At 62.8% G+C, this 20,142-nt stretch carries 10 protein-coding genes, 2 pseudogenes and 1 riboswitch; of the genes and pseudogenes, 5 read left to right on the top strand and 7 right to left on the bottom strand.

The features are described 5' to 3' along the window. Positions 1-333, bottom strand: a pseudogene (locus IEW17_RS19260) (hypothetical protein); the annotation flags it as partial. Between the two features lie 71 nt (positions 334-404). Between IEW17_RS19260 and IEW17_RS19255 the strand changes: the two are divergent. Next, a pseudogene (locus IEW17_RS19255) lies at positions 405-1,358 on the top strand (IS481 family transposase). Between the two features lie 231 nt (positions 1,359-1,589). On the opposite strand, the gene IEW17_RS19250 reads toward IEW17_RS19255, so the two are convergent. The 3 genes from IEW17_RS19250 to IEW17_RS19240 all read right to left on the bottom strand — a co-directional run bounded on the left by IEW17_RS19250 (position 1,590) and on the right by IEW17_RS19240 (position 8,886). After that, a complete protein-coding gene (locus tag IEW17_RS19250; protein ID WP_229749145.1) occupies positions 1,590-4,208 on the bottom strand; it encodes a M14 family zinc carboxypeptidase in 2,619 nt (872 codons plus the stop codon). Positions 4,209-4,487: 279 nt separating this feature from the next. Continuing rightward, on the bottom strand, positions 4,488-5,843 hold the full coding sequence (locus tag IEW17_RS19245) for a RagB/SusD family nutrient uptake outer membrane protein (protein ID WP_188563691.1): 1,356 nt from the start codon (positions 5,841-5,843) through the stop codon (positions 4,488-4,490). Positions 5,844-5,856: 13 nt separating this feature from the next. Next, complete coding sequence (locus IEW17_RS19240) at positions 5,857-8,886, bottom strand: SusC/RagA family TonB-linked outer membrane protein (RefSeq protein ID WP_188563690.1); 3,030 nt, start codon at positions 8,884-8,886, stop codon at positions 5,857-5,859. Positions 8,887-9,384: 498 nt separating this feature from the next. Beyond that, a riboswitch (SAM riboswitch) is annotated at positions 9,385-9,481 on the bottom strand. 594 nt (positions 9,482-10,075) lie between these two features. Here IEW17_RS19240 and IEW17_RS19235 point away from each other — a divergent pair. The 3 genes from IEW17_RS19235 to IEW17_RS19225 all read left to right on the top strand — a co-directional run bounded on the left by IEW17_RS19235 (position 10,076) and on the right by IEW17_RS19225 (position 15,365). After that, positions 10,076-12,220, top strand: coding sequence for a glycoside hydrolase family 43 protein (locus IEW17_RS19235; protein ID WP_188563689.1), 2,145 nt, complete (start codon positions 10,076-10,078; stop codon positions 12,218-12,220). Positions 12,221-12,437: 217 nt separating this feature from the next. Next, positions 12,438-14,045 carry an amidase gene (locus IEW17_RS19230; RefSeq protein WP_188563688.1) on the top strand — a complete coding sequence of 536 codons (1,608 nt, stop codon included), beginning with the start codon at positions 12,438-12,440 and terminating at the stop codon, positions 14,043-14,045. Between the two features lie 21 nt (positions 14,046-14,066). Continuing rightward, positions 14,067-15,365, top strand: coding sequence for a metal-dependent hydrolase family protein (locus IEW17_RS19225; RefSeq protein WP_188563687.1), 1,299 nt, complete (start codon positions 14,067-14,069; stop codon positions 15,363-15,365). Positions 15,366-15,387: 22 nt separating this feature from the next. Here IEW17_RS19225 and IEW17_RS19220 read toward each other — a convergent pair whose 3' ends face one another. Continuing rightward, positions 15,388-15,846 (bottom strand): recombinase family protein, encoded by a 459-nt coding sequence (locus IEW17_RS19220; protein WP_188563686.1) that lies wholly within the window; start codon positions 15,844-15,846, stop codon positions 15,388-15,390. 132 nt (positions 15,847-15,978) lie between these two features. On the opposite strand from IEW17_RS19220, the gene IEW17_RS19215 reads away from it, so the two are divergent. After that, positions 15,979-16,455 carry a hypothetical protein gene (locus IEW17_RS19215; RefSeq protein ID WP_188563685.1) on the top strand — a complete coding sequence of 159 codons (477 nt, stop codon included), beginning with the start codon at positions 15,979-15,981 and terminating at the stop codon, positions 16,453-16,455. A 66-nt stretch (positions 16,456-16,521) separates the two neighbouring features. Here IEW17_RS19215 and IEW17_RS19210 read toward each other — a convergent pair whose 3' ends face one another. Together IEW17_RS19210 and pta are read right to left on the bottom strand one after the other, a co-directional pair. Beyond that, a complete protein-coding gene (locus IEW17_RS19210) occupies positions 16,522-17,718 on the bottom strand; it encodes an acetate/propionate family kinase (protein ID WP_188563684.1) in 1,197 nt (398 codons plus the stop codon). Between the two features lie 103 nt (positions 17,719-17,821). After that, complete coding sequence (gene pta, locus IEW17_RS19205) at positions 17,822-19,915, bottom strand: phosphate acetyltransferase (protein ID WP_188563683.1); 2,094 nt, start codon at positions 19,913-19,915, stop codon at positions 17,822-17,824. Positions 19,916-20,142: the final 227 nt, after the last annotated feature.

The following is a 20,142-nucleotide window of genomic DNA, read 5'->3' as shown; positions in this document are numbered from 1 at the left end:
GGCCCGGACCCGGGCATCGGTTTCGCCCCGCACCAGCTCGGCCACCCGGGCCAAGGTGGCGGGCGGGAGCAGGTCGCGCCCGGCGTTGAGGTTGTAGTTCCACTGGCCGAAGCTTTGCCAGGTGGCGGCGGAGCCTTTATGCCCCTGCACCTCAAACGCACCGGGAGCCAATGCCACGGCCGGCGTGATTTCGCTCAGCGGGGGAGCGGCTTCCTCTTCCTCCACGGCGGGCAGGCCGGCCAGCTTCCACTCGTACAGCTCCTGACTGCCAGCGGTGGTGTGCGCTGCCGTTGTGCCGGTGGGCAACTGCCGCTCCTGGTAGCGCAGGGGCAATAAAGTAGGGGTAGCTGTATAGTCCCAGAGTGTGATGGTATATTTTCGGGCTTGGAATTTCGCACGAACCTATGGCACAGTTACTCCACGGCAGCGCCCGCACAGCGCAGGCAGTACGGCGTTCTATCCAGCGTAGTCAGGAAAGCTTACAAACGCTCGCCCAGCGGCACGGGCTCGACCCCAAAACCGTAGCCAAGTGGCGCAAACGCGTCACTACGCAGGACGCACGGATGGGGCCGATACCGGCTTCCACGGTGCTCACGGCGGCAGAAGGGGCCATTGCCGTCACCTTCCGGCAGCACACGTTGCTGCCCCTGGACGACTGTCTGTACGCCTTGCAGGCCACCATTCCGCACCTAAGCTGCTGGGCGCTACACCGCTGTTTTCAGCGTTATGTCATCAGCCGCTTGCCCTTGCCGGACGAAGACGGTCAGCCCCCGAAGAAAAAGAAGTTTAAAGACTACCCCATTGGCTACTTGCACGTCGATTTTGCCGAAGTTTACACGGAAGAAGACAAACGCTAGTTGTTCGTCGCCATCGACCGCACCAGCAAGGTGGCCTTTGCGGAACTGCACCCGCGTGCCACGCGCATGCTGGCGGCCGAATTTCGGAGATGGGTACTGGAAAAGCTGCCCTATAAGGTGCATAAATTGTTAACCGACAATGGCGTACAGTTTACGGCACAGCTTCAGCAGCTGCTGCCTGGCGGTCACAGTTTTGACCGTGTATGTGCCGAGTTCGGCATCGGGTACCGCCTGCCCAAGCCTGCCCATCCCTGGACCAATGGGCAGGTGGAGCGCATGAATCGCACCATCAAGGAGGCCACCGTGCAACGCTACCATTACCAAACCACCGACGAACTTAACCAGCACCTGCAAGCCTTTTTACTGGCGTATAATCACGCCAAACGTCTCAAGACCCTGCGTGGCCCAACGCCGCACGAATTCGTCTGCACCCAGTGGCAAATGAACCCCGTTATCTTTACCCAAGACTCCACCCACCTCATCTTGGGACTATACATCTAGCGTAGACTACCTCAGTGCAGTAGAATGTAGAAACGCGACCCTCGCTTCTTTGGTTGGAACGATGCTACTCAACGAGGTGGAGACGCCAAGGGTCACATCTCTGCCTCGTTCGGCCAAATCAGGTACACCGACCGGGAAATTACCGCAAGGTGGACGTGACCGCACGATTAAACGCCGCAGCCCAAGGCCGCGCCGTTTAATCGTGCGGGCGGGCTTTTGGCGAGAGGGGTTTTACTCGGCTTCTTCGGCGGCTGATACGGCGGCCGACCCTTCGGGCAGGTTCAGCAAAGGCCCCAGCAGCAGGGCGTTGGCAAAGAGGCGGGAAGTGCCGTGCCAGTAGTTGCGAAAATTGGGGTCATCGGCGAAAAGCACCACGCGCCCGGCACCCACCTTGCTGACCACCACGGCGGCCGAGTTACTGATTTGCTGGAGGTTAGCCTGCGAGACGTAGCCGCTCACCAAGGGCTTGCCCGTGTACTGAACCACCGTGGCGTAGGGGTTGCGGCTGGGGCGCAGGAAAGTGGTGCCGTTGCGAAATACGTAGAGGCGCCGGCTGCTGAGCCCGAACCCGATGGGATTGGTGATGTCCACATCGGCCGCGTAAATGGAACCCGCAATGGCGCGGGTGCCTTCCTGCTCCTGCTGCACGAAATCGGAACGACGCGGCGCGCCGGCCCTGCCTTTGGCCGTGGCCACGGCCGTGGTATCGGCCCAGCCGCCGTTGGCCGGAATCAGGAGCTTGTCTTTGACAATGCCCTGCTTGATGACCCATTCCGAGGCGTTTTTTAGGGTGATGAGCGTGCCGCCGTCCTGCACCCAGCGGCGTAGCTTCTCCACGGCAGCCCGGTCCAGGCTGGTGTAGGTGCCGCCCACCACAACAATGCTGGTGTAGCGGCCCAGCGGTGCCCGCCCGAAGTTGCTCAGCTCAATGCGGCTCAGGGGCACGCCCAGCTGCTGGCTGGCCACAAACCACGCTTCGCCCACTTCCGAAGCGTTGGTGCCGGTGCCCACGAGCAGGGCCGCTTTGGTTTCCGGAACCGTGCGCACGTTGTTGGAACCCAGGTCGATGCCTCCCACGCTGAAGCCGGTGCTCACGCTGGTGAAAGCCACTTGGTTTTGCCGGCTCACCCGGCTCACAATTTGAAACACGGAATCGGCGGGCAGCTTCTGGGCGGCCACGGGAATCACCAAAGTGCCGTAGCCGAAATCAACCGGCTTATCGGCCGGACCGGCCCGAAAAGGCTTGAAACTAACCTTGGCCACCAGGCCGGCGCGGTGCAGGGCCGCGAGGGCGCGGGGCGCGTTGTAATCGGACCAGGGCAGAAGGTAGGCGTAGCCGCTCTGGCCGCCGCGCACCTCGCCGGTGAGGGTTTTGGGCGCTTCAACGGCAGCGCCCTGCACCAAGTTGGCGTTTTTCTGCTTGGAAACGGCGAGGCCATAAGCATGGGCCTGGCTCCAGCCCGTCACGTCGTAGAACACGCTGTCGTGGAAAGTGGTGAGCTCCTCAAACAGCGAATTGACGATGCGGTACTGGGGCTGGGCGGTGGGCACCACGTAGGCCGTGCCCTGCTCGAAGCGCTGCTGGTCGAGCGTCACGGTTTTGCCCAGCTCGTGCACCTCAACTTTGTGCTGAAGCAGCAACGACAGGAATTTATTGGTCAGCGTGGGGTCCTGGGCATTGCCAAAAACGTAGGCTTTGGTGGGGGATTTCCGCGCCTCGCTCAGCGCCGAGACGAAGAACTCGCGCTGGTGGCGCAGGTACAGGTCTTTTTCCTCCACGGCCCCGCGCATGGTGGCCAGGCCCGTGGCCACGTGGTTGCGAATGGTGAACGGAAACGTAACCACGCCGTTGGTGCCCTCCTGGGCCAACCCGCGCGAGCTGCCCACCTCAAACGTGATGCCCACGCCGCCCTCAAAATCGGGGTATGTGGAGCCGTAAATGGGGGACAAGTTATCGAACTGCTCCTTGGTCCAGTACAGCGAGCCGAGGTTGTCGAGCGCCTTGGCAAAATACTTGGCCATGTGCACATTCAGTACTTCGTAGGTCGCCCGGGGAATGAGGTCGTTTTCGGTGCTGTGGGGCTTCGAGGGCTCGAAATAATACGTGCCGTTGGTGCCCATCTCGTGAAAATCTATCATCACGTTGGGGTACCACTCGTGGAAGAAGGCCATGCGGGCGCGGCTTTCCGGTTGGGTCAGGGGCAGCCAGTCACGGTTCAGGTCGGTGTAGAAGTGGTTGGTGCGGCCGCTGGGCCAGGCCTCGGTGTGCTCGCGGTCCAGCGGGTCGGTGGGGTTAGGCCATGATTTGTTCTGGTCGAACCAATGCGAGGCGCGGTCGCGGCCGTCGGGGTTTTCCAGCGGGTCGAGCGTCACTACCGCTTGCTCCAGCCACTGCTGCGTCTCGGGGCTGGTGGAGGCCGTGAGGTAGTAGGCCAGCAGCAGCGCCGCCTCCGAGGAGCTGCTTTCGTTGCCGTGCACGCCAAAGTTCAGGCTCACCACCACCGGCAGCTTGCCGTAGTCGGGCGCGGGCAGCTTGGGGTCGCGCAGGGCGCGGCGGTCCAGCTGCAGCTGGGCCAGCTGCTGCTGGTGTTGGGGCGTGGTGATGGTGGCCACCACCTGCGGCCGTTCCTCAAACGTGGTGCCCAGCACCCGCAGACTCACCCGGTCCGAAAGGCGGTCCAGCTCGCGCAGGTAGGCCACAATCTGGTCGGAGCGCGTGTAATGCGAGCCGATGGGGTAGCCCAGGAACTGCTCCGGCGTGGGCACCTTCGGGTCGAAGCTACCGGCCTGGGTTCCGGGGAAGAAGTAGCTGTTTTGGGCAGTGGCCGGGAGCGTTTGGACCAGGGCCAAGGTCAAAAGTGCGGCGGAGAGGTATGTTTTCAATATGGAAATCTGATGTTAAGAGATGGGGGATGCATCGGGCCCGCAGAACCTCACCCCCGGCCCCTCTCCCGTGGAGAGGGGAGCCACGGCGGCTGATAAATGAAAAGTGTCAAGTTGGGTATGCTAATGCTTGCTTTCACTTCCAGCCATCAACCCGTGACTTCTTCATCTGGCTCCCCTCTCCGCGGGAGAGGGGCCCGCCCCGCAGGGGTCTCGTGAGGTTTCGAGGAGCTGCCAACAACCATCCTAATACCCTGGATTCTGTACCAAATCGGGGTCAGCCACCAAGTCATTGAAAGGAATAGGGAATAACCAGCGGCGCTGGTCCGTGACGCCGAGCACGTCGCCGGCCCGGCCGGTGCGCACGAGGTCGAACCACCGGTCGGCCTCGAAAGCAAATTCCACCCGGCGCTCGTTTTCGATGGCCAGCAGCAGTTGGGCAGTAGTGGTGGCGGTGGTGGCACCCACGCCGGCACGGGTCCGCACGGCGTTCAGGTCAGCAATGGCCTCCGGGAGTTTGGCCTGGCGGGCGAAGGCTTCGGCCCGGATGAGGTACTGCTCGGCTAGTCGCAGCACGTAGCTGGGGTCGTCGCGCTGGGCCGAGCGGCTGTAGAGGTTGCCATACGTCACGGCCGACCCGGCGATGACCGTGCTGGCCAGCAGCGCCGCACGGCTGCCGCCCACCGCGGGGTCGTTGAGCAGGGCGATGGCGGCCGGCACGGGCTGGAAGTTGAACTGCCCGCCTAAGGCGCTGGGAAACCAGTTGTTCCACATGGTATTGGCGTCCGAGTTGCTGAACGTCAGCTCAAACACGGATTCCTGGCTCAGAAAAGGAGTGGTAGAAAACGTGCGGTAAGGCGTCACTAAGCGGTAGTTGGTGCTGGCAATGACCTGCGTGGCGGAAGCTTCGGCTTCGGCCCACTGCTGGCGGTAGAGGTGCAGGCGGGCACGCAGAGCGCGGGCGGCGGCTTTCACGGCGCGGTTACGGGTGGCGGCTTCGGGCAGGAGGGTTTCGGCCTGGGCGAGGTCGGCCAGCACCTGGTCATAGGTTTGGGCCTGGGTGCTGCGGCGCAAGCCCTGGCCGTTGGCCTTGCTGCGAGTGGGCGTGAGCGCCAGCGGCACCCCGCCCCAGCCGCGGCCCAGGTCGAAATACACGAGGGCCCGCAGGAAATAAGCCTCGCCCAGCAGATGGTTTTTCTCCGCCACTGGCAGCAGCGGGTCGTTGATGCCGGGCAGGGCCGCAATCACGTTGTTGGCCCCGTTCACAGCCTGGTACATCTGGGTCCAGGCTTCGGTAATCAGCACGTTGTCGGCGCTGAGCTGGTTCTGGTCAATCTGTAGAAACTGGTTCAGCGTGCCGTTGAAGCGCACGTTTTCGCCGGGCAAAAAGCCCAGCACCGGCCAGTTGAGCTGGTAGTAGGCCTGCACTCGGTCATACACCCCAATGGTGGCGGCGCGGGCGCTGCCGGCGTCTTTGATGGCCTGATTGTCGGGCAGCTGCTGCACCGGCGTGGGCTCCAGCAAGTCGTTGCAGGCGCTGAGACTGAGCGCAGCCGCGGCTACTTGTCCGGCCAAAAGGAAGCGAAATAAGGTCTTTTTCATCTGAAGAAATGGCTTAGAGTCCGACCGTAAGGCCCACCTGCAAGGTGCGGGGCTGGGGCACCGTGGCCCAATCGAAGTTTTTGGTGTTGCTCACGCCACTCTGCGAGTTTACTTCCGGGTCGAGGCCGGAATAAGGCGTGAGGGTGAATAAGTTAGCGGCCTGCACGTACACGCGCACCGAGTTCAGGCGGGCTTTGGCGATGGCGGCGGCCGGCAGGGTGTAGCCCAGCGTGAGCGTGCGCAGGCGCACAAACGAGCCGTCTTCCAGGTACCGGTCGCTCAGGTTTTGCACCACGCCGCCGTAGTTGTTGCTAGCGGCGTTGGTGGTCAGGCGCGGGATGTCGGTCACGTCGCCCGGCCGCTGCCAGCGCTCCAGCTGCTCGCTCAGGTAGCCGATATTGCTCTGGGTGCCGCCGTGCACGAGAAAAAACCGGTTCATGTTCATGATTTTCGCGCCCTGCTCGAAGTTCAGCGTGAAGCCAAAGTCCAGCCCTTTGTAGCTCACCGAGTTGGTGACGCCGCCGAAGTAATCGGGCCAGGCGTTGCCCACCAGCTTGCGGTCGGCCACGGTCAGGCGTCCGTCGCCGTTCACGTCCTCGTACTCGGCGTCGCCGGTTTCGGGGTTCACGCGGGTCTGGTGGTACAGCCAGAAGGAGTAAAGCGGAGCGCCTTCTTCCAGCCGGAAAATGTCGCGCGAGCCCGTGGTGATGGGCGCGGCCAGCTTCTCAATCTTGTTCACGTTGCGGGCCACGTTCACCGTGGTGCTCCACTGCACCGCGCCTTTGGGCAGCCAGTTGGCCGTGGTCTGTATCTCAAAGCCCTTGTTGCTCACCGCGCCGTAGTTTTCTACCAGCGACGAGAAGCCGGTTTTGCGCGGCACCGGCACGTTCAGCAGCAGGCCCGAGGTGTATTTGTCGTAGTAGTTCAGCTCCAGCAACAGCCGGTTTTTCAGCACCGCCGCGTCCAGGCCCACGTTCCACTGCCGGGTGCTTTCCCAACCCAGGGCTGGGTTGGCCAGCTGCAGCGGAGCCGTGCCGGGCAGGTCGAGGTAGTTGGCCCCGCCCTGCACCAGGCCCCGAGCCGCAAAGTCGCTGATGCCGGCCTGGTTGCCAGTTTTGCCCAAACTTGCCCGCAGCTTCAGCTCCTGAAAAAGGCCGAGGTCCTTGATAAAGCCTTCCTCGCCCAAGCGCCAGCCCAGGCCCACGGCCGGGAAGTAGCCCCACCGATTATCGCGGCCGAAGCGCGACGACGCATCGGCCCGCACGCTCACATCGGCCGTGTACCGCTCCTTGAAGCTGTAGGTGGCCTTACCAAAAAACGACACCAGCCCGGCCTGCGAGCGCGAGGAGCTGCCCGTTTGCGTGGCCGCCGAGGCGATGGTGGTCAAATCATTGCCCGGAAACTGCTGACCCGCCAAACTCGTCCGCTGGAAGGTGTTGCGCTGCAAGGTGTTGCCCACCAGTGCCTGCAACGAATGGTTTTCGCCAAAATTGACGCTGTAGTTCAGCGTTTGCTCGTTGAGCAGGGTGATATCACGTGATAGGAAGGATGAAGCCGTGCCCCGCGGCTGTCCGGCTAGAATCAGCGTGTTGTTGAAGTTATTCTCGTACATGTCGTTGAAGTCGATGCTCCAACTGCTGCGAAAGGTCAGGTTTTTGCCGAACTGGTACGTGCCGTACACGTTCGAAATGACGCGGGTGCCCACCGCGTCGTTGTTCAGGTTGTTGATGAGCGCCAGTGCGTTATCAAACGAGCCGTACTTGGCGTAAGAGCCGTCCGGATTATAAATCGGCAGGTTGGCGCGCGTGAACAGGGCCGAGTTGATGACGCCCACCGGGTTGTTGTCGTTGCTGCTTACGTTGCGGTGCGTCCGGCTCAGCGCCGTGCTCGTGCCGATGCGCAGCTTGTCGGTCACTGAGTTATCCAGATTTACGCGGAGCGAAAACCGGTCGAACGCGCTGGGCTTTGCTATGGATTCTTGTGAGAAGTAGCCCGCGCCAATATAGAACTGGGTTTTGGCCGAGCCCCCGGCCGCCGACAGCTCGTAGCTGTGCGTCTGGGCCGTGCGGAACACGTCGGAGAGCCGGTCGTACGTCGCCTGCTCCCCCGGCAGCCCGCGCCCGCCCGCGGCCACCGGGCGGTACGGCACCAGCGCCGGATTACCGCCATCATTCAAAAATCGCTCATTCTCCAGCACGCCCAGCTCCGGCCCGCTAACCAGCTTAAACTTCTTGGGCGCCTCCGACAACGCGTGATAAGTGTTGAAGGTGATGCGGGTTTTGTCGCCGGCCTTGCCGCGCTTGGTGGTGATGAGCACCACGCCGTTGGCCCCGCGCGAGCCGTAAATGGCCGTGGCGTTGGCATCCTTCAGGATTTCCATGCGCTCGATGTCCGACGGGTTCAGGTCGGCCAGCGGGTTGCTCGACACCTGGTTGCCCAAGCCCGTCGCAATCAGGTTGGTGTTGTTGATGAACACCCCGTCCACCACGTAAAGCGGGTCGTTGCTGGCATTCACCGAGTTGCTGCCCCGGATGCGGATGAAAATGCCCCCGCCCGGCACCCCCGAATTGGCCGATACCTGCACGCCGGGTACTTTGCCCTGCAGCAGCTGGTCGGGGCTGGCGGCCGGAATATTTTTCAGCTGGTCGCCCTTCACCGAGCTGATGGCGCTGGTCAGCGTTTTGCGATTTTGCTCGCTGTAGCCCGTCACCACCACTTCGGAAAGCTCCTGCAAATCAGGGGCAAGGTCGACGGTGAGCGGGCCGGAAGCGGCCGATACTTCTTTCGCGGCGTAGCCCACGTAGCTGAATACGAGCGCACTGCCGGGCGCAGCCGGAAGTGAAAACTGGCCGTTGGCGTCGGTGGTGGTGCCCACGGTGCTGCCCTTGGCCAGCACCGTCACGCCCGGCAACGGCGTGTGGCTGGCCGCGTCGGTGACGGTGCCGCGCACGACGGCGGCCGGGTCCGATTGGGCATAACTGGTGGCGGTGGCCCCGCCCCACAGCAGGAGAAAGAGCGACCGCCGAAGCGTAGTCTTGTTCATCAGAAGGTGATTTTGAAGTGGAGGGCCCGGCGCGGCCGCTACCAAGCGGCCAAGGGGTGGGAGGGAAGGCCCTGAAACAGGAAGAGGCGGGGCCGCGCGCCGCACTTTTGCAGCCTCCGGTGTACCAGGCGGGACGCGGTTGTGGCGTTCCGCGGTGTTGGGCTGGGCAGCCGTTTGTGCACAACGACGCCCGGCCCGAAGCCGCAGTTTTGCCCGAAAAATGAATGATTGGCTCGTGCCTACCCACTGGGGTCAGGCAGCAGGGGGCTGGCAAAAAGCCACCGACAAGACACGAAGTCTCCTGCGGTGCCCGGCCAGGACCTGGCCGCGGCAGCCCTTACGGCCGGCAGGAAAATGAAACAGCTGACTCAGCTCAACAACCCCGGCCGGCCCACCGCATACACGCGGCAGTACTCAGCATGCAACAACACCCATGCTGTACAGCAAATGAGGTGGTCAAAAAAGCGGGGAGGGGACGTAAAAAGTCCATGGCTTTTGTTTTTATATGGTCAGGACTTGGCACCGTTTCAAGGGGTTAACCTCGTTGGTTGCCGGCGTTTCGTCGAGCCTGTCTCTCCACGCCTCTCTATAAAAACAACTCTTTGGTCAAAAGGAATTGTAAGACAAATGTAAAGTGTGGAACTTTTGAAATGCTAATCGAAAGCTCAGATTTCTTTTGGGAGGGTTGTTTACCGCAGTGCGATAGACCGTAAAAAAAAGTCGCAGATGTGCCCTTGGCGCTTCGACACCCATCATGAAGAGCGGCGGCTACAAAATCAAACAGGAGCACAAAACCCTCACACTTACCTTGTTTATTCGGCAGATTATTCAAAAAGCACCACTAAGTTTATTCGCTGAATTCAGGCCACTACCTGCAGCAGCGAGGTGACTTTCTATGAATGAAAAATGTGTTGGTCTTTCAGGTTAGTTGTGGCAAACAGCCAGGACATAGTTGGTGATTTTACTCCCCGAAAGTATCGAACCGGTTCGACGAGCGAAACAAGAATTGTTGTAGAAGTCAGTACATTTCCTAACCCCATTTTCTGCGAGTAGAACCAAGCGAGAAAAGCTGACAACAGTGCCTTCGCACGCGCCACATGGTTTCCCCAGTCTCTATTGGGTTCTGCACTCGCCGCGGGCGTTTCAGCGAGCGTAGGGGGGGCAGGCCGCCGTGGCGCTACCTTGCCGCATGCAAAAATCGCTACTTTTCCTGCAACGCCTACTAATTGCTTGCGCGGGCTTGTTCCTGCTGAGCCCCGCCACCCAGGCCCAACGCCGGGCCAAGCCGTCGGCTACCGAGCGCACGTGGCTGGCCGACAACGGCAACGGCACCTTCACCAATCCGCTGTTTTACGAAGAATTTTCGGACCCCGACCTGATTCGGGTCGGCAACGATTTCTACCTGACCGGCACCACCATGCACGCCGTGCCCGGCCTGCCGGTGCTGCACTCCAAGGACCTGGTGAACTGGGAACTGCTGGGCTACGCCGCCGACAAGCTCGACTTCGGGTCCGAGTACCGCCTGGAGGGCGGCAAGAGCGTGTACGGGCAGGGAATCTGGGCGCCTTCGTTCCGCTACGCACGGGGCAAGTTTCACATTTTTACCAATGTGAACGGGCTTAAAACCCAGCTGTACACCGCCACCAACCCGGCCGGCCCCTGGACGCACACCGAGTTGAAAAAGTCGTTTCACGACCTGTCGGTGCTCTTCGATGACGACGGGCGGGCGTACGTCATCTGGGGCTACGACGAAGTGCGCATTGCCGAGCTGACCGACGACCTGACCGATACCAAGCCCGGCTCCGAACACGTGCTCATCCCCCGTGGCAGCGGGGCGGGGGAGGGCTCGCACTTCTACAAGATTGACGGCCAGTACGTCATCACCAACACCAACTACGACCCCGTGGGCTACATGGTGTGTGCCCGGTCCAGGCAGGTGGGTGGCCCCTATGAAATCGCCGTTATCAGCGCGGAGGAGGCCTTGGGCGTGGGGGTGGGCTACCGGCTGGGGCGCGGCACCAAAGAGCAGCCCTTCCCGCTCACGCCGCCGCAGTCGGACTTTGGCGGGGCCAACCCCCTGCACCAAGGCGGCCTCGTGCAAACGCCCACCGGCGAGTGGTGGGGCTTCTCGATGATGGACCACAACTCCGTCGGCCGCTTACTGTGCCTCTCGCCGGTGACCTGGACCAGCGGCTGGCCTTATTTCGGCCTGCCCGGCAATCTCAAACGCTCGCCCCGCACGTGGGTGAAGCCCAACGTGGGCGGCGCGGCCGTGACCCCCATGGCCCCGTTCCGGCGCAACGACGAATTCAACGGCCCCGCGCTCAACCCGCTCTGGCAGTGGAACCACGTGCCCGACGACGGCGTGTGGTCGCTGCGGGAGCGCAAGGGCTTTCTGCGCCTGCACGCCCGCCCCGCGCCGGATTTCTGGCAGGCCCGCAACTCGCTTACCCAGCGCGCCATCGGCCCGGAGTCGACGCCGCTGACCGAGCTGGACCTGAGGGGCCTGAAACCCGGCGACCTGGCGGGTCTGGCTCTGCTCAATTACCCCTACGCCTGGCTGGGGGTGGCCCGCACCGCGCAGGGCCTGGAGGTACAGCAGTACGACCAGCGGACTGGCCTTACCGTGCATCAGCCTCTGAAAGCCACAAAAGTATGGCTGCGGGCGCACTGCAACTTCGATACCGAGCAGGCCCAATTCGAGCTGAGCACCGACGGCGTTTCGTTCCAGCCCGTGGGCGAGGCGGTGGCCATGGTGTTTCAGCTGCGCACCTTTCAGGGCGTGCGCTACACGTTGTTTAGCTACAACACGGCGGGCACGACGGGCGGCTACGCCGACTTTGACCGTTTCGAGGTGGCGCAGCCACGACCCCGCGGCCTGACCCGGCCCATCCCGATGGGGCAAACCATCCGGCTCACCAGCCTGGCCGACAGCACGGTGCTGGTGAACTGGCGGGGCTACGTGCGGCCCGTGCCGCGCAGTAGCCCGCTGGCGCAGGGGCCGGCCGCTCACTTTCGGGTGGTGGACCGGGGCCAGGGCCGCGTGGCGCTGGAGTCGGCGGGCGGCGAAGAATCGGCGGGCGGGCTGGTCACGGTGGAAAACCTGGGCGGCATGGGGGAAGTACGCATCCGGCTCGGCGGCCCGGCTGAGGCCACCACGTTTCAGTGGCAGGACATGCTGCGCGGCGACCTCATGCTGATGTCGCTGGCCAACCACCGCTACCTGCTGGCGCAGCCCCGCGCCAAAAGCCTGTGCGCCGCCGACGCGCCCGGCGCCACCGCCGACCGCTTGAACGGGACCTGTTTCGGCTGGGAAGTGGTAATCGATAAATAAGCGGGGGCCTGCCCTCGTCCAGGTAGCAAGCGCCGGCTTCGGCCTTGCCATCGCCGGCAGAGGCCCTTAGTTTCCCTGTACGGTGAAATGACCCGCTAAGCTTTATGACTCGGGTAATCACCCAAAAACGCAGGGACATCGCCTGCGCCTATGAGAAAAACCCTACTTTCGGCCAAGTGCCGGGATATTTTTCTGCCCCAGCTTTTTCTTACTACGCATGGCCCTGCTACGAAAAACCGGTTTTGACCTTCTTCTCTGCCTGTTAATTTTCTCCTTCCTAGCGAGCAGCTGTGGCAGCCAATCGGCGCCCGACCAGCAGGTCGTCCGTCTCCCTTTTGAGGTAACGGAAGCCTCGATAGCTGATGTGCAGCAGGCCATTAAGCGTGGCGACTGCACCTGCGAGCAGTTGGTGCGCGCCTATCAGGCCCGCATTGCTGCCTACGACCAGCCCACCCAGCTCAACGCCATCGTTGTTACGAACCCCGCCGCGCTGGAGACCGCCCGGCAGCTCGATGCCGAATACCGCCGCACCGGCAAGCTGCGGCCGCTGCACTGCACGGCCCTGATTGTGAAGGACAATTACAACACGGCCGGCTTGCAAACCGCGGCCGGCTCGCTCGCGCTCAAAGGCTTTGCGCCCGACGAGGACGCCACGGTGGTGCAAGCCCTGAAAGTGGCTGGCGCTATCGTGCTGGCCAAGTCCAACATGGCCGAATGGGCCTTCAGCCCGATGGTGAGCATCAGCTCGATTGCCGGCGAAACCCGCAACCCCTACAATTTGGCGCACGTGCCCGCCGGCTCAAGCGGCGGCACGGCGGCGGCTGTGGCCGCCAGCTTTGGCACCGCGGGCCTGGGCACCGACACCGGCAACTCCATTCGCGGGCCTTCGTCGCACACCGCCCTGGTCGGGTTTCGGCCCACGCTGGGGCTGCTGAGCCGGGCCGGCATTGCGCCGCTGTACCTGCGCAACGACACCGGCGGCCCCATGGCCCGCTCCGTAGCCGACGCCACTATGTTGCTCGAGGCGATGGCCACCGGACCCGACCCCGCCGACCCGTTGACGAGCGCCGGCGCCGGTAAGCTGCCGGCCAAAGGCTACCGCGTTTTTCTGGACCCCAAGGGCTTGAAAGGCGCCCGCATCGGCGTGCTGCGCACGTTGAGCGAGCGCCGCCCCGACCCGCAGGTAAAGGCGCTGTTCGAGCAGGCCGTTGCGGACTTGCGCCGGGCCGGTGCAACAGTCGTGGACGTGGAAATACCGGATTTTGCCCGCGTGAGTGCCGGCCAATGGTGCTCCGTGTTCAAGCATGACATCAACCAGTACCTGGCCGCGCTCGGGCCCCGCTCGCCGGTGAAAAACATTGACCAGGTGCTGGCCTCGGGCAAGTATTCGGCCTACATCAAAGAAAACCTACAGGATGAGCTTGCGCACGGCGTGAGCCCGCGTGCTGACGGAGTCGGCTGCGGCGAGGCTTACACCGACCCGCGCCGCATCGCCTTCCGCCAGGCCGTTACGACCGTGATGGACAAGTACCAAGTGGGCGCGCTGGTGTATCCAACCTGGAACAATCCACCCGCCAAAATCGGTGATTTGAAGGGTTACAAGGGGGATAACAGCCAACTGATTGCCCCGCACACCGGGCAGCCGGCCTTCACCGTGCCCATGGGTTTCACCTACGACCAGCTGCCCGCGGGCCTGCAGTTTCTGGGCCGCTCCTTCGACGAGCCCACGCTGATAAAATACGCCTACGCTTACGAGCAGGCCACGCACCATCGCCGGGCACCGGCCCGCTTTCCCGCCTTGCCCGGGAAAGGTCCGACTAAATAAGCCGTTTTTACTCTAATTAGCATGCGCAAAAATTTCCTGTTGTTGCTCGTTTTTCTGTTCGCGGAAAGCCCTTCCTTGTTGCGGGCCCAAGTCAAGGCCCTGCGCTTTGGGAAGGTGGTTGATGGCCAGGGTCGGGTAATTTCAAATGCCGTTATTCTGGTGAAAGCCGACCGCATCGTGGCCGTGGGGCCGGAAAAAGACGTGCTCATTCCCGCTGCTGCTGAAGTCATCGACCTGCGGGCGTACACGGCCATTCCAGGGCTCATCGATGCGCACACCCACATGACTTTTTATTGGGATAAGACGCCCGGCAGCACCCCGTGGCAGCAGCTGGGCACGCTGGGGCCGGCCGTGACGGTGTTTCTAGCCCAGGAAAATGCTCGCAAGGCGCTGGAAACGGGCGTCACCTCCGTCCGTGACCTGGGTTCCTCGGATAACATGGACCTGGCCATGCGCGCGCTCATCAACCGGGGCGCCATGCACGGGCCGCGCATGTTCGTGGCCGGCAACGGCCTGCATATCAGTAGCTCCCCTTACAAAGTAGGCGCGGTGCCCGACCCCGGGCAGTGCGATGGCGTGGCCGAGGTGCAGCGCGCGGCCCGGCAGCAGCTGGCGGCCGGTGTCGACTGGATTAAAATGTACGGCTCCACGGGCAGCGACCAGGACGTGACCGGGTTTCAAACCTTTGGCTACGAGGAGATGAAAGCCGCCGCCGATGTGGCGCACCATGCCGGTAAGCGGATTGCCATCCATTCCTACGGCCCGGACGGCGCCCGCGACGCGGTGCGCGCCGGAACCAACACCGTAGAGCACGCCATCGACTTGGACGACGCCACACTGGCTGCCATGGCTAGGCAAGGCACCATTTACGTGCCCACGGTCGAGCACAACCGCTACTACGTCGCCCACCGGGCCGAGTACGGCTACGACTCGGCCGTGGTGGCGGGCCTGAACCAGTACGTGGCTCGCAACTTTGCCACCCTGAAGCGGGCGGTGAAGGCCAACGTGAAAGTTGCCATGGGCTCGGACGCTGTGTTCACGGGCTTCGGCGAGAACACCCGCGAGCTGGCGTGGTTCGTCAAAGCGGGCATGAGTCCGGCGCAGGCGTTGCGCACGGCCACGGCTACCGGGGCCGAAATGCTGGGTATGGAGCAGTCATTGGGTGCCCTCGCGCCCGGTTATTACGCCGACATCGTGGCCGTGGAAGGAGACCCGCTAAAAGATATAAACGTGGTCATCGAGCACGTGAAGTGGGTGATGAAGGCCGGCCAGGTGGAAGTTAATCACATGGCTCCGGGAGCACCGGCCACCCGGCGCTGAAGCAGCGCCGACGGACCCGAACCTAGGCGGCCCACGGCCGGCTAGGTGCTTGCGCAAGCACATCCGGCGCGTAGCCAACAAATTGGGCCAGCGAGGCCATGATGTGGAAAATCAACTCGCTCGCGGGCGTGGTGGTACCGATGTTTTCCTGGTAGGAGATGAAGTCCACGCCCAGGCGCTGAAATTTCTTCAGCGCGTTGCTCAGCGCTTGGGTGGAACGGGCGAACCGGTCGTAGTGCCAGACCAGCACCGCGTCGAGCTGCCGTTTCTTAACCGCCGCCATTATCCGTTTGTACTGGGTCCGCTCCTCGCTGGTGCCCGAGGCTTGGTCCACGTATTCTTCGACCACGGCGAAGCCGCGGCGCTGGGCGTACTCGCGCAGCGGCCGCAGCTGCGTCTCCGGGTCCTGGCCTTTGTCAAGGGTGGAGACGCGCGCGTAAAGCGCCACGCGCTTGAGCTGGTCTGTGGATTTACTGGGCATCGGGGTTATCAAAAAGGAGTTCCTCTTTGATAAGGAAGTGGTAGTACTTTTATAAACAACAGTGAATCAAGAAGTTAATATCTTGGCGTGTAAATCTGCCCGTTTGCAACAAGAACCACTACCTTCGCGGTCATGAACGCCTTGCTTTCTTGCTGCTGCCTGTTGCTCACGGGCTTGGCCGGCTGCCACGCCGCCCCCGAGCCGGCGCCCGCCCCCGGGCCCGTGGACCCGTTCCTGGGACACTGGCGGGCCGACACCGAGCGCTTGGTGCGCTATGCCGCCACCGGGCCCATCACCCACGACACCACGGTGGCCCACCGGCAGGAATTCGATTTTGCCCCGGCCACCTACACCAAACTTGACTACACTCGTAACGGGAAGGCGCTGGCTACGCCCACGCGCGAAGTTGGGTCTTACGCCCGTACGGGCGAGGAAATCGGGTTCCGCTTGGGACTCGCCGGACCGGGGCCGGGCAACTACGACCCCATTCCCACGCGCCGGTACGTGCGTGCCCTGACCCCCACCGGCTTCACCCTCGAGACTATGCACGGATTTTCGTTTGGTCCCACCCCCCAGCGCGGCGACTCCTTCGTCGACTTCCACCGCTAGCTCCGCCCTGTTTCCTGGGGTGGAAGCTGCACGTTTAAAAAAACGGCGGTTCTGGTCTGTACCGGCTTATTGAAGCAGCTGGGCGCACTGGCGGGCTATTTCCAGCTCTTCGTTGGTAGGGATGACCAGAATCCGTACACGGGATTCGGGCCGGCTGATGTCGCGCAGCCCTGGCGTGCGCAGCTGATTTTTATTCTCGTCCAACTCGATGCCGAAGAAGTCGAGGTTCTGGCAGGCGCGGCTGCGCACCAGGGCATCGTTTTCGCCCACCCCGGCCGTAAACACCAACGCGTCGAGCCCATTGAGTACGGCGGCATAAGCGCCAATGTATTTGCGGATACGGTACGCGTACAAGTCATACGCCAGCCCGGCTTCGGGGTCGTCCTGGGCCTGCGCCTTGCCAATGTCCCGCATGTCGCTGAAACCGGTGAGGCCCAGCATGCCGCTCTGCTTGTTGAGCAGGGTGTTCACCCCGGCGGCGGTGTAACCGAGCTGGCTTTGGAGGTAAAGCACCACGGCCGGGTCCAAGTCGCCGGAGCGGGTGCCCATCACCAGGCCTGCCAGGGGACTGAAGCCCATGCTGGTGTCCACGGACCGGCCGTCGCGCACGGCCGCCATGCTGCACCCATTGCCCAGGTGAATTGTGATGAGCCGGGCCGCGGGGTTGCCTAGGTGCTGCGCGGCCTGCGCGGCCACGTACTGGTGACTGGTGCCGTGGAAACCGTACACGCGCAGGCGGTGCTCGGCGTAGAAGCGCGTGGGCAGAGCGTACCGGAAGGCGTACGCGGGCAGGGTCTGGTGGAAGGCGGTATCGAACACGGCCACCTGCCGGGCTTGCGGAAACAGGCGCTCGGCTACTTCGATGCCCAGGTAATTGGCCGGGTTGTGCAGGGGCGCGAGGGCAAACAGCTCGCGTATGGTGGCTTTAACCAACTCGTCAATTTCGGTGGTGGTGGTGAATTGTTCCCCCCCGTGCACCACCCGGTGCCCCACCACGTCGATTTCGGCCGGGTCACGGATGGCGCCAACGATGGAACTGGTGAGCAAGGCCACCACCTCGCGCAGGCCGGCTTCGTGGTCGGGCAGAACCAGGGTCTGCTGCATGGTTCGCTCTTGGCCGTTAATCAGGGTCTTGTGGGTGATAACGGCGTTTTCCTGCCCGATTCGTTCGGCCAGACCGCTGCATACGGGCTGCTCGGCCGGCCACCGAAACAGCTGGTACTTAATGGAGCTACTGCCGGAATTGACGACGAAGATGTTCATGTAGACGGGTGTAGTGCGTAGAACGTGATGCGGCCCCTGCCGCCGCATCACGGCATTTATGCAGCGCGGCGGCCTTTGCATTGTCAGGCCACACACTGCCGGTTTACCCCTGCTGACTTTGAATGGCGGTGATGACGACCGTGTTGAACACATCGTCCACGGTGCAGCCGCGGCTGAGGTCGTTCACCGGTTTGTTCAGCCCTTGCAGCACGGGGCCGATGGCCAGGGCACCGGTTTCGCGCTGCACCGCCTTGTACGTGTTGTTGCCGGTGTTCAGGTCGGGGAAGATGAGGACGCTGGCTTGGCCGGCCACCTCCGAATCGGGCAGCTTCTGGCGGCCTACCAGCGGGTCCACGGCCGCGTCGTACTGAATGGGGCCTTCCACTTTCAGGTCGGGACGTTTCCGGCGCACCAGCTCCGTGGCTTGGCGCACCTTTTCCACGTCGGCGCCCGCGCCGGACGTGCCCGAGGAGTACGAGAGCATGGCGATGCGGGGCTCAATGCCAAAGGCGAGGCTGCTTTCGGCCGAAGAAATGGCAATTTCGGCCAGCTGCTCGGCGGTGGGGTTGGGGTTCACGGCGCAGTCGCCAAATACGGCCACCCGGTCGGGCAGGCACATGAAAAACACCGACGATACCACCGATACCCCCGGCTTGGTTTTGATGAACTGCAGCGCCGGCCGGATGGTGTGCTGCGTGGTGTGCACCGCCCCGGACACCATGCCGTCGGCGTGGCCTTTGTGCACCATCATCGCGCCGAAATAAGACACGTCGCGCAGTAGGTCGCGGGCCATGACGGGGTTCACGCCCTTGTCTTTGCGCAGCTCGTAGAACGTCTGCACGTAGTCGGCATAGTGCTCCGAATGCACCGGGTCGAGGATGCGCAGGTGGGCGGCGGGCAGGTTGATTCCCAGGCGCTTGGCAGAGGCCGCCACTTCGTTGGGGTCGCCGAGGATGGTCAGGTTCACGATGTCCTGGTGGAGCAGCTGCGCCGCAGCGCGCAGAATCCGGTCGTCGTTGCCCTCGGGCAGCACAATGTGGCGGCGCGAGCGTTTGGCCCATTGCAGCAGCCGGTACTGGAACATGTGCGGCGTCAGGCCTTCCGACCGGAAGCTGACCAGCTTTTCTTCCAGGGCCTGCACGTCCACGTGCCGCTGAAAGGTGCTGATGGCCAGCTGAATTTTCTTGGGGTTGTCGAAAGTGATGCGCGACTTGATGGCCGCCACCCGGGTGGTGGTCTCGAAGGTGCCCGTGGGCACCGCCAGAATGGGTACCACGTTGGGCAGGCCTTCGAGCAGGCGGCGCACCGGCTCGTCGGGCTCCGACCCAGCCGTGAGCACAATGCCCGCTACCCGCGGGTAGCTCGCCGAGAGGTTGGCCTGTAGCGCGCACAGAATAATATCGCCCCGGTCGCCGGGTGTCACGATTAGCACGTTGTCCTTGAGGTAGTTCAGGAAGTTGGGTACCTGCATGGCCCCGATGACGTAGTTGTCTACCTGGCCGCTCAGGTCGGTTTCGCCAAATAACAGCTTACCACCCAGCCCGGCTTGTATTTCGCGCATGGTGGGGTGCAGCAAATCGGGGTCGTCGGGGATAACGGCCAGCAACACGCTCACGGGCAGCTGAGTCCGCAGCAGCTCGCGCACGTCGGCGGCCTGCTCCGCGGCCACTCGGTTGGCCACCACCTGCAGCACTACGACCTCCCGGGCCGCAAAGGCGTGTAGCAGCGTGAGCGCCGCGCTGACGACTTGCGCCGTGGTCTTGCCGTGGCCCGACACCACCAGAATGACCGGCACGCCCAGATTTTTGGCAATCGACACGTTGGCGTCGAACTCAAAAGCCAAGCCATCCCCGTCAAAATCGCTGCCCTCCACCACGGTGAAGTCGTAGGCGTCTTCCCATTGCTTGAACTTGTGGATGACCTGGTCAATCAGTTCGCCCTGGGCACCTGCCTCCATCAGCCGAAGGGCTTCGGGGCGTGTGTAGGCGTAGGTATCCGCGTAGGGCAGGCCCAGCTTAAAGTGCCGGTTCACGGTGTCAATGTGGGGGTCGGGCTGTTGGGCCGGGTCGTAGTCGATGAGGGGCTTAAAGTAGCCAACTCGGCGGGCCTGGCCCAGCAGCAGGTTCACCAGCCCCAAGGCGACGAGGGACTTGCCACTAAAGGGCTCGGCGGCGGCAATAAAAACGGCTTTGGTCATGCCCCTAGTAACGCAGCTACCCCCCACGACGTTGGCCGTTTTTTCGCTTTGGCCCGGGTTAGCCGGAAGGTAAATGCCGGCGGCGGCGCGTTCAAGTTCCGTGTTCACTTAGGCCCTCTTGTAGCAGCCGGGGGATAAACTGAGGTGGTCCAATTAAGCATGAGATACTGTGTTAAAAAGCAAGGAAGTGAGCAAGTTTTTTTACCTTTAGGCACCTGTAAGGAGAG

The sequence above is a fragment of the Hymenobacter frigidus genome (genome assembly GCF_014640435.1).
Classification (GTDB): domain Bacteria; phylum Bacteroidota; class Bacteroidia; order Cytophagales; family Hymenobacteraceae; genus Hymenobacter; species Hymenobacter frigidus.
This window is presented reverse-complemented; position numbering and strand designations above follow the sequence as displayed.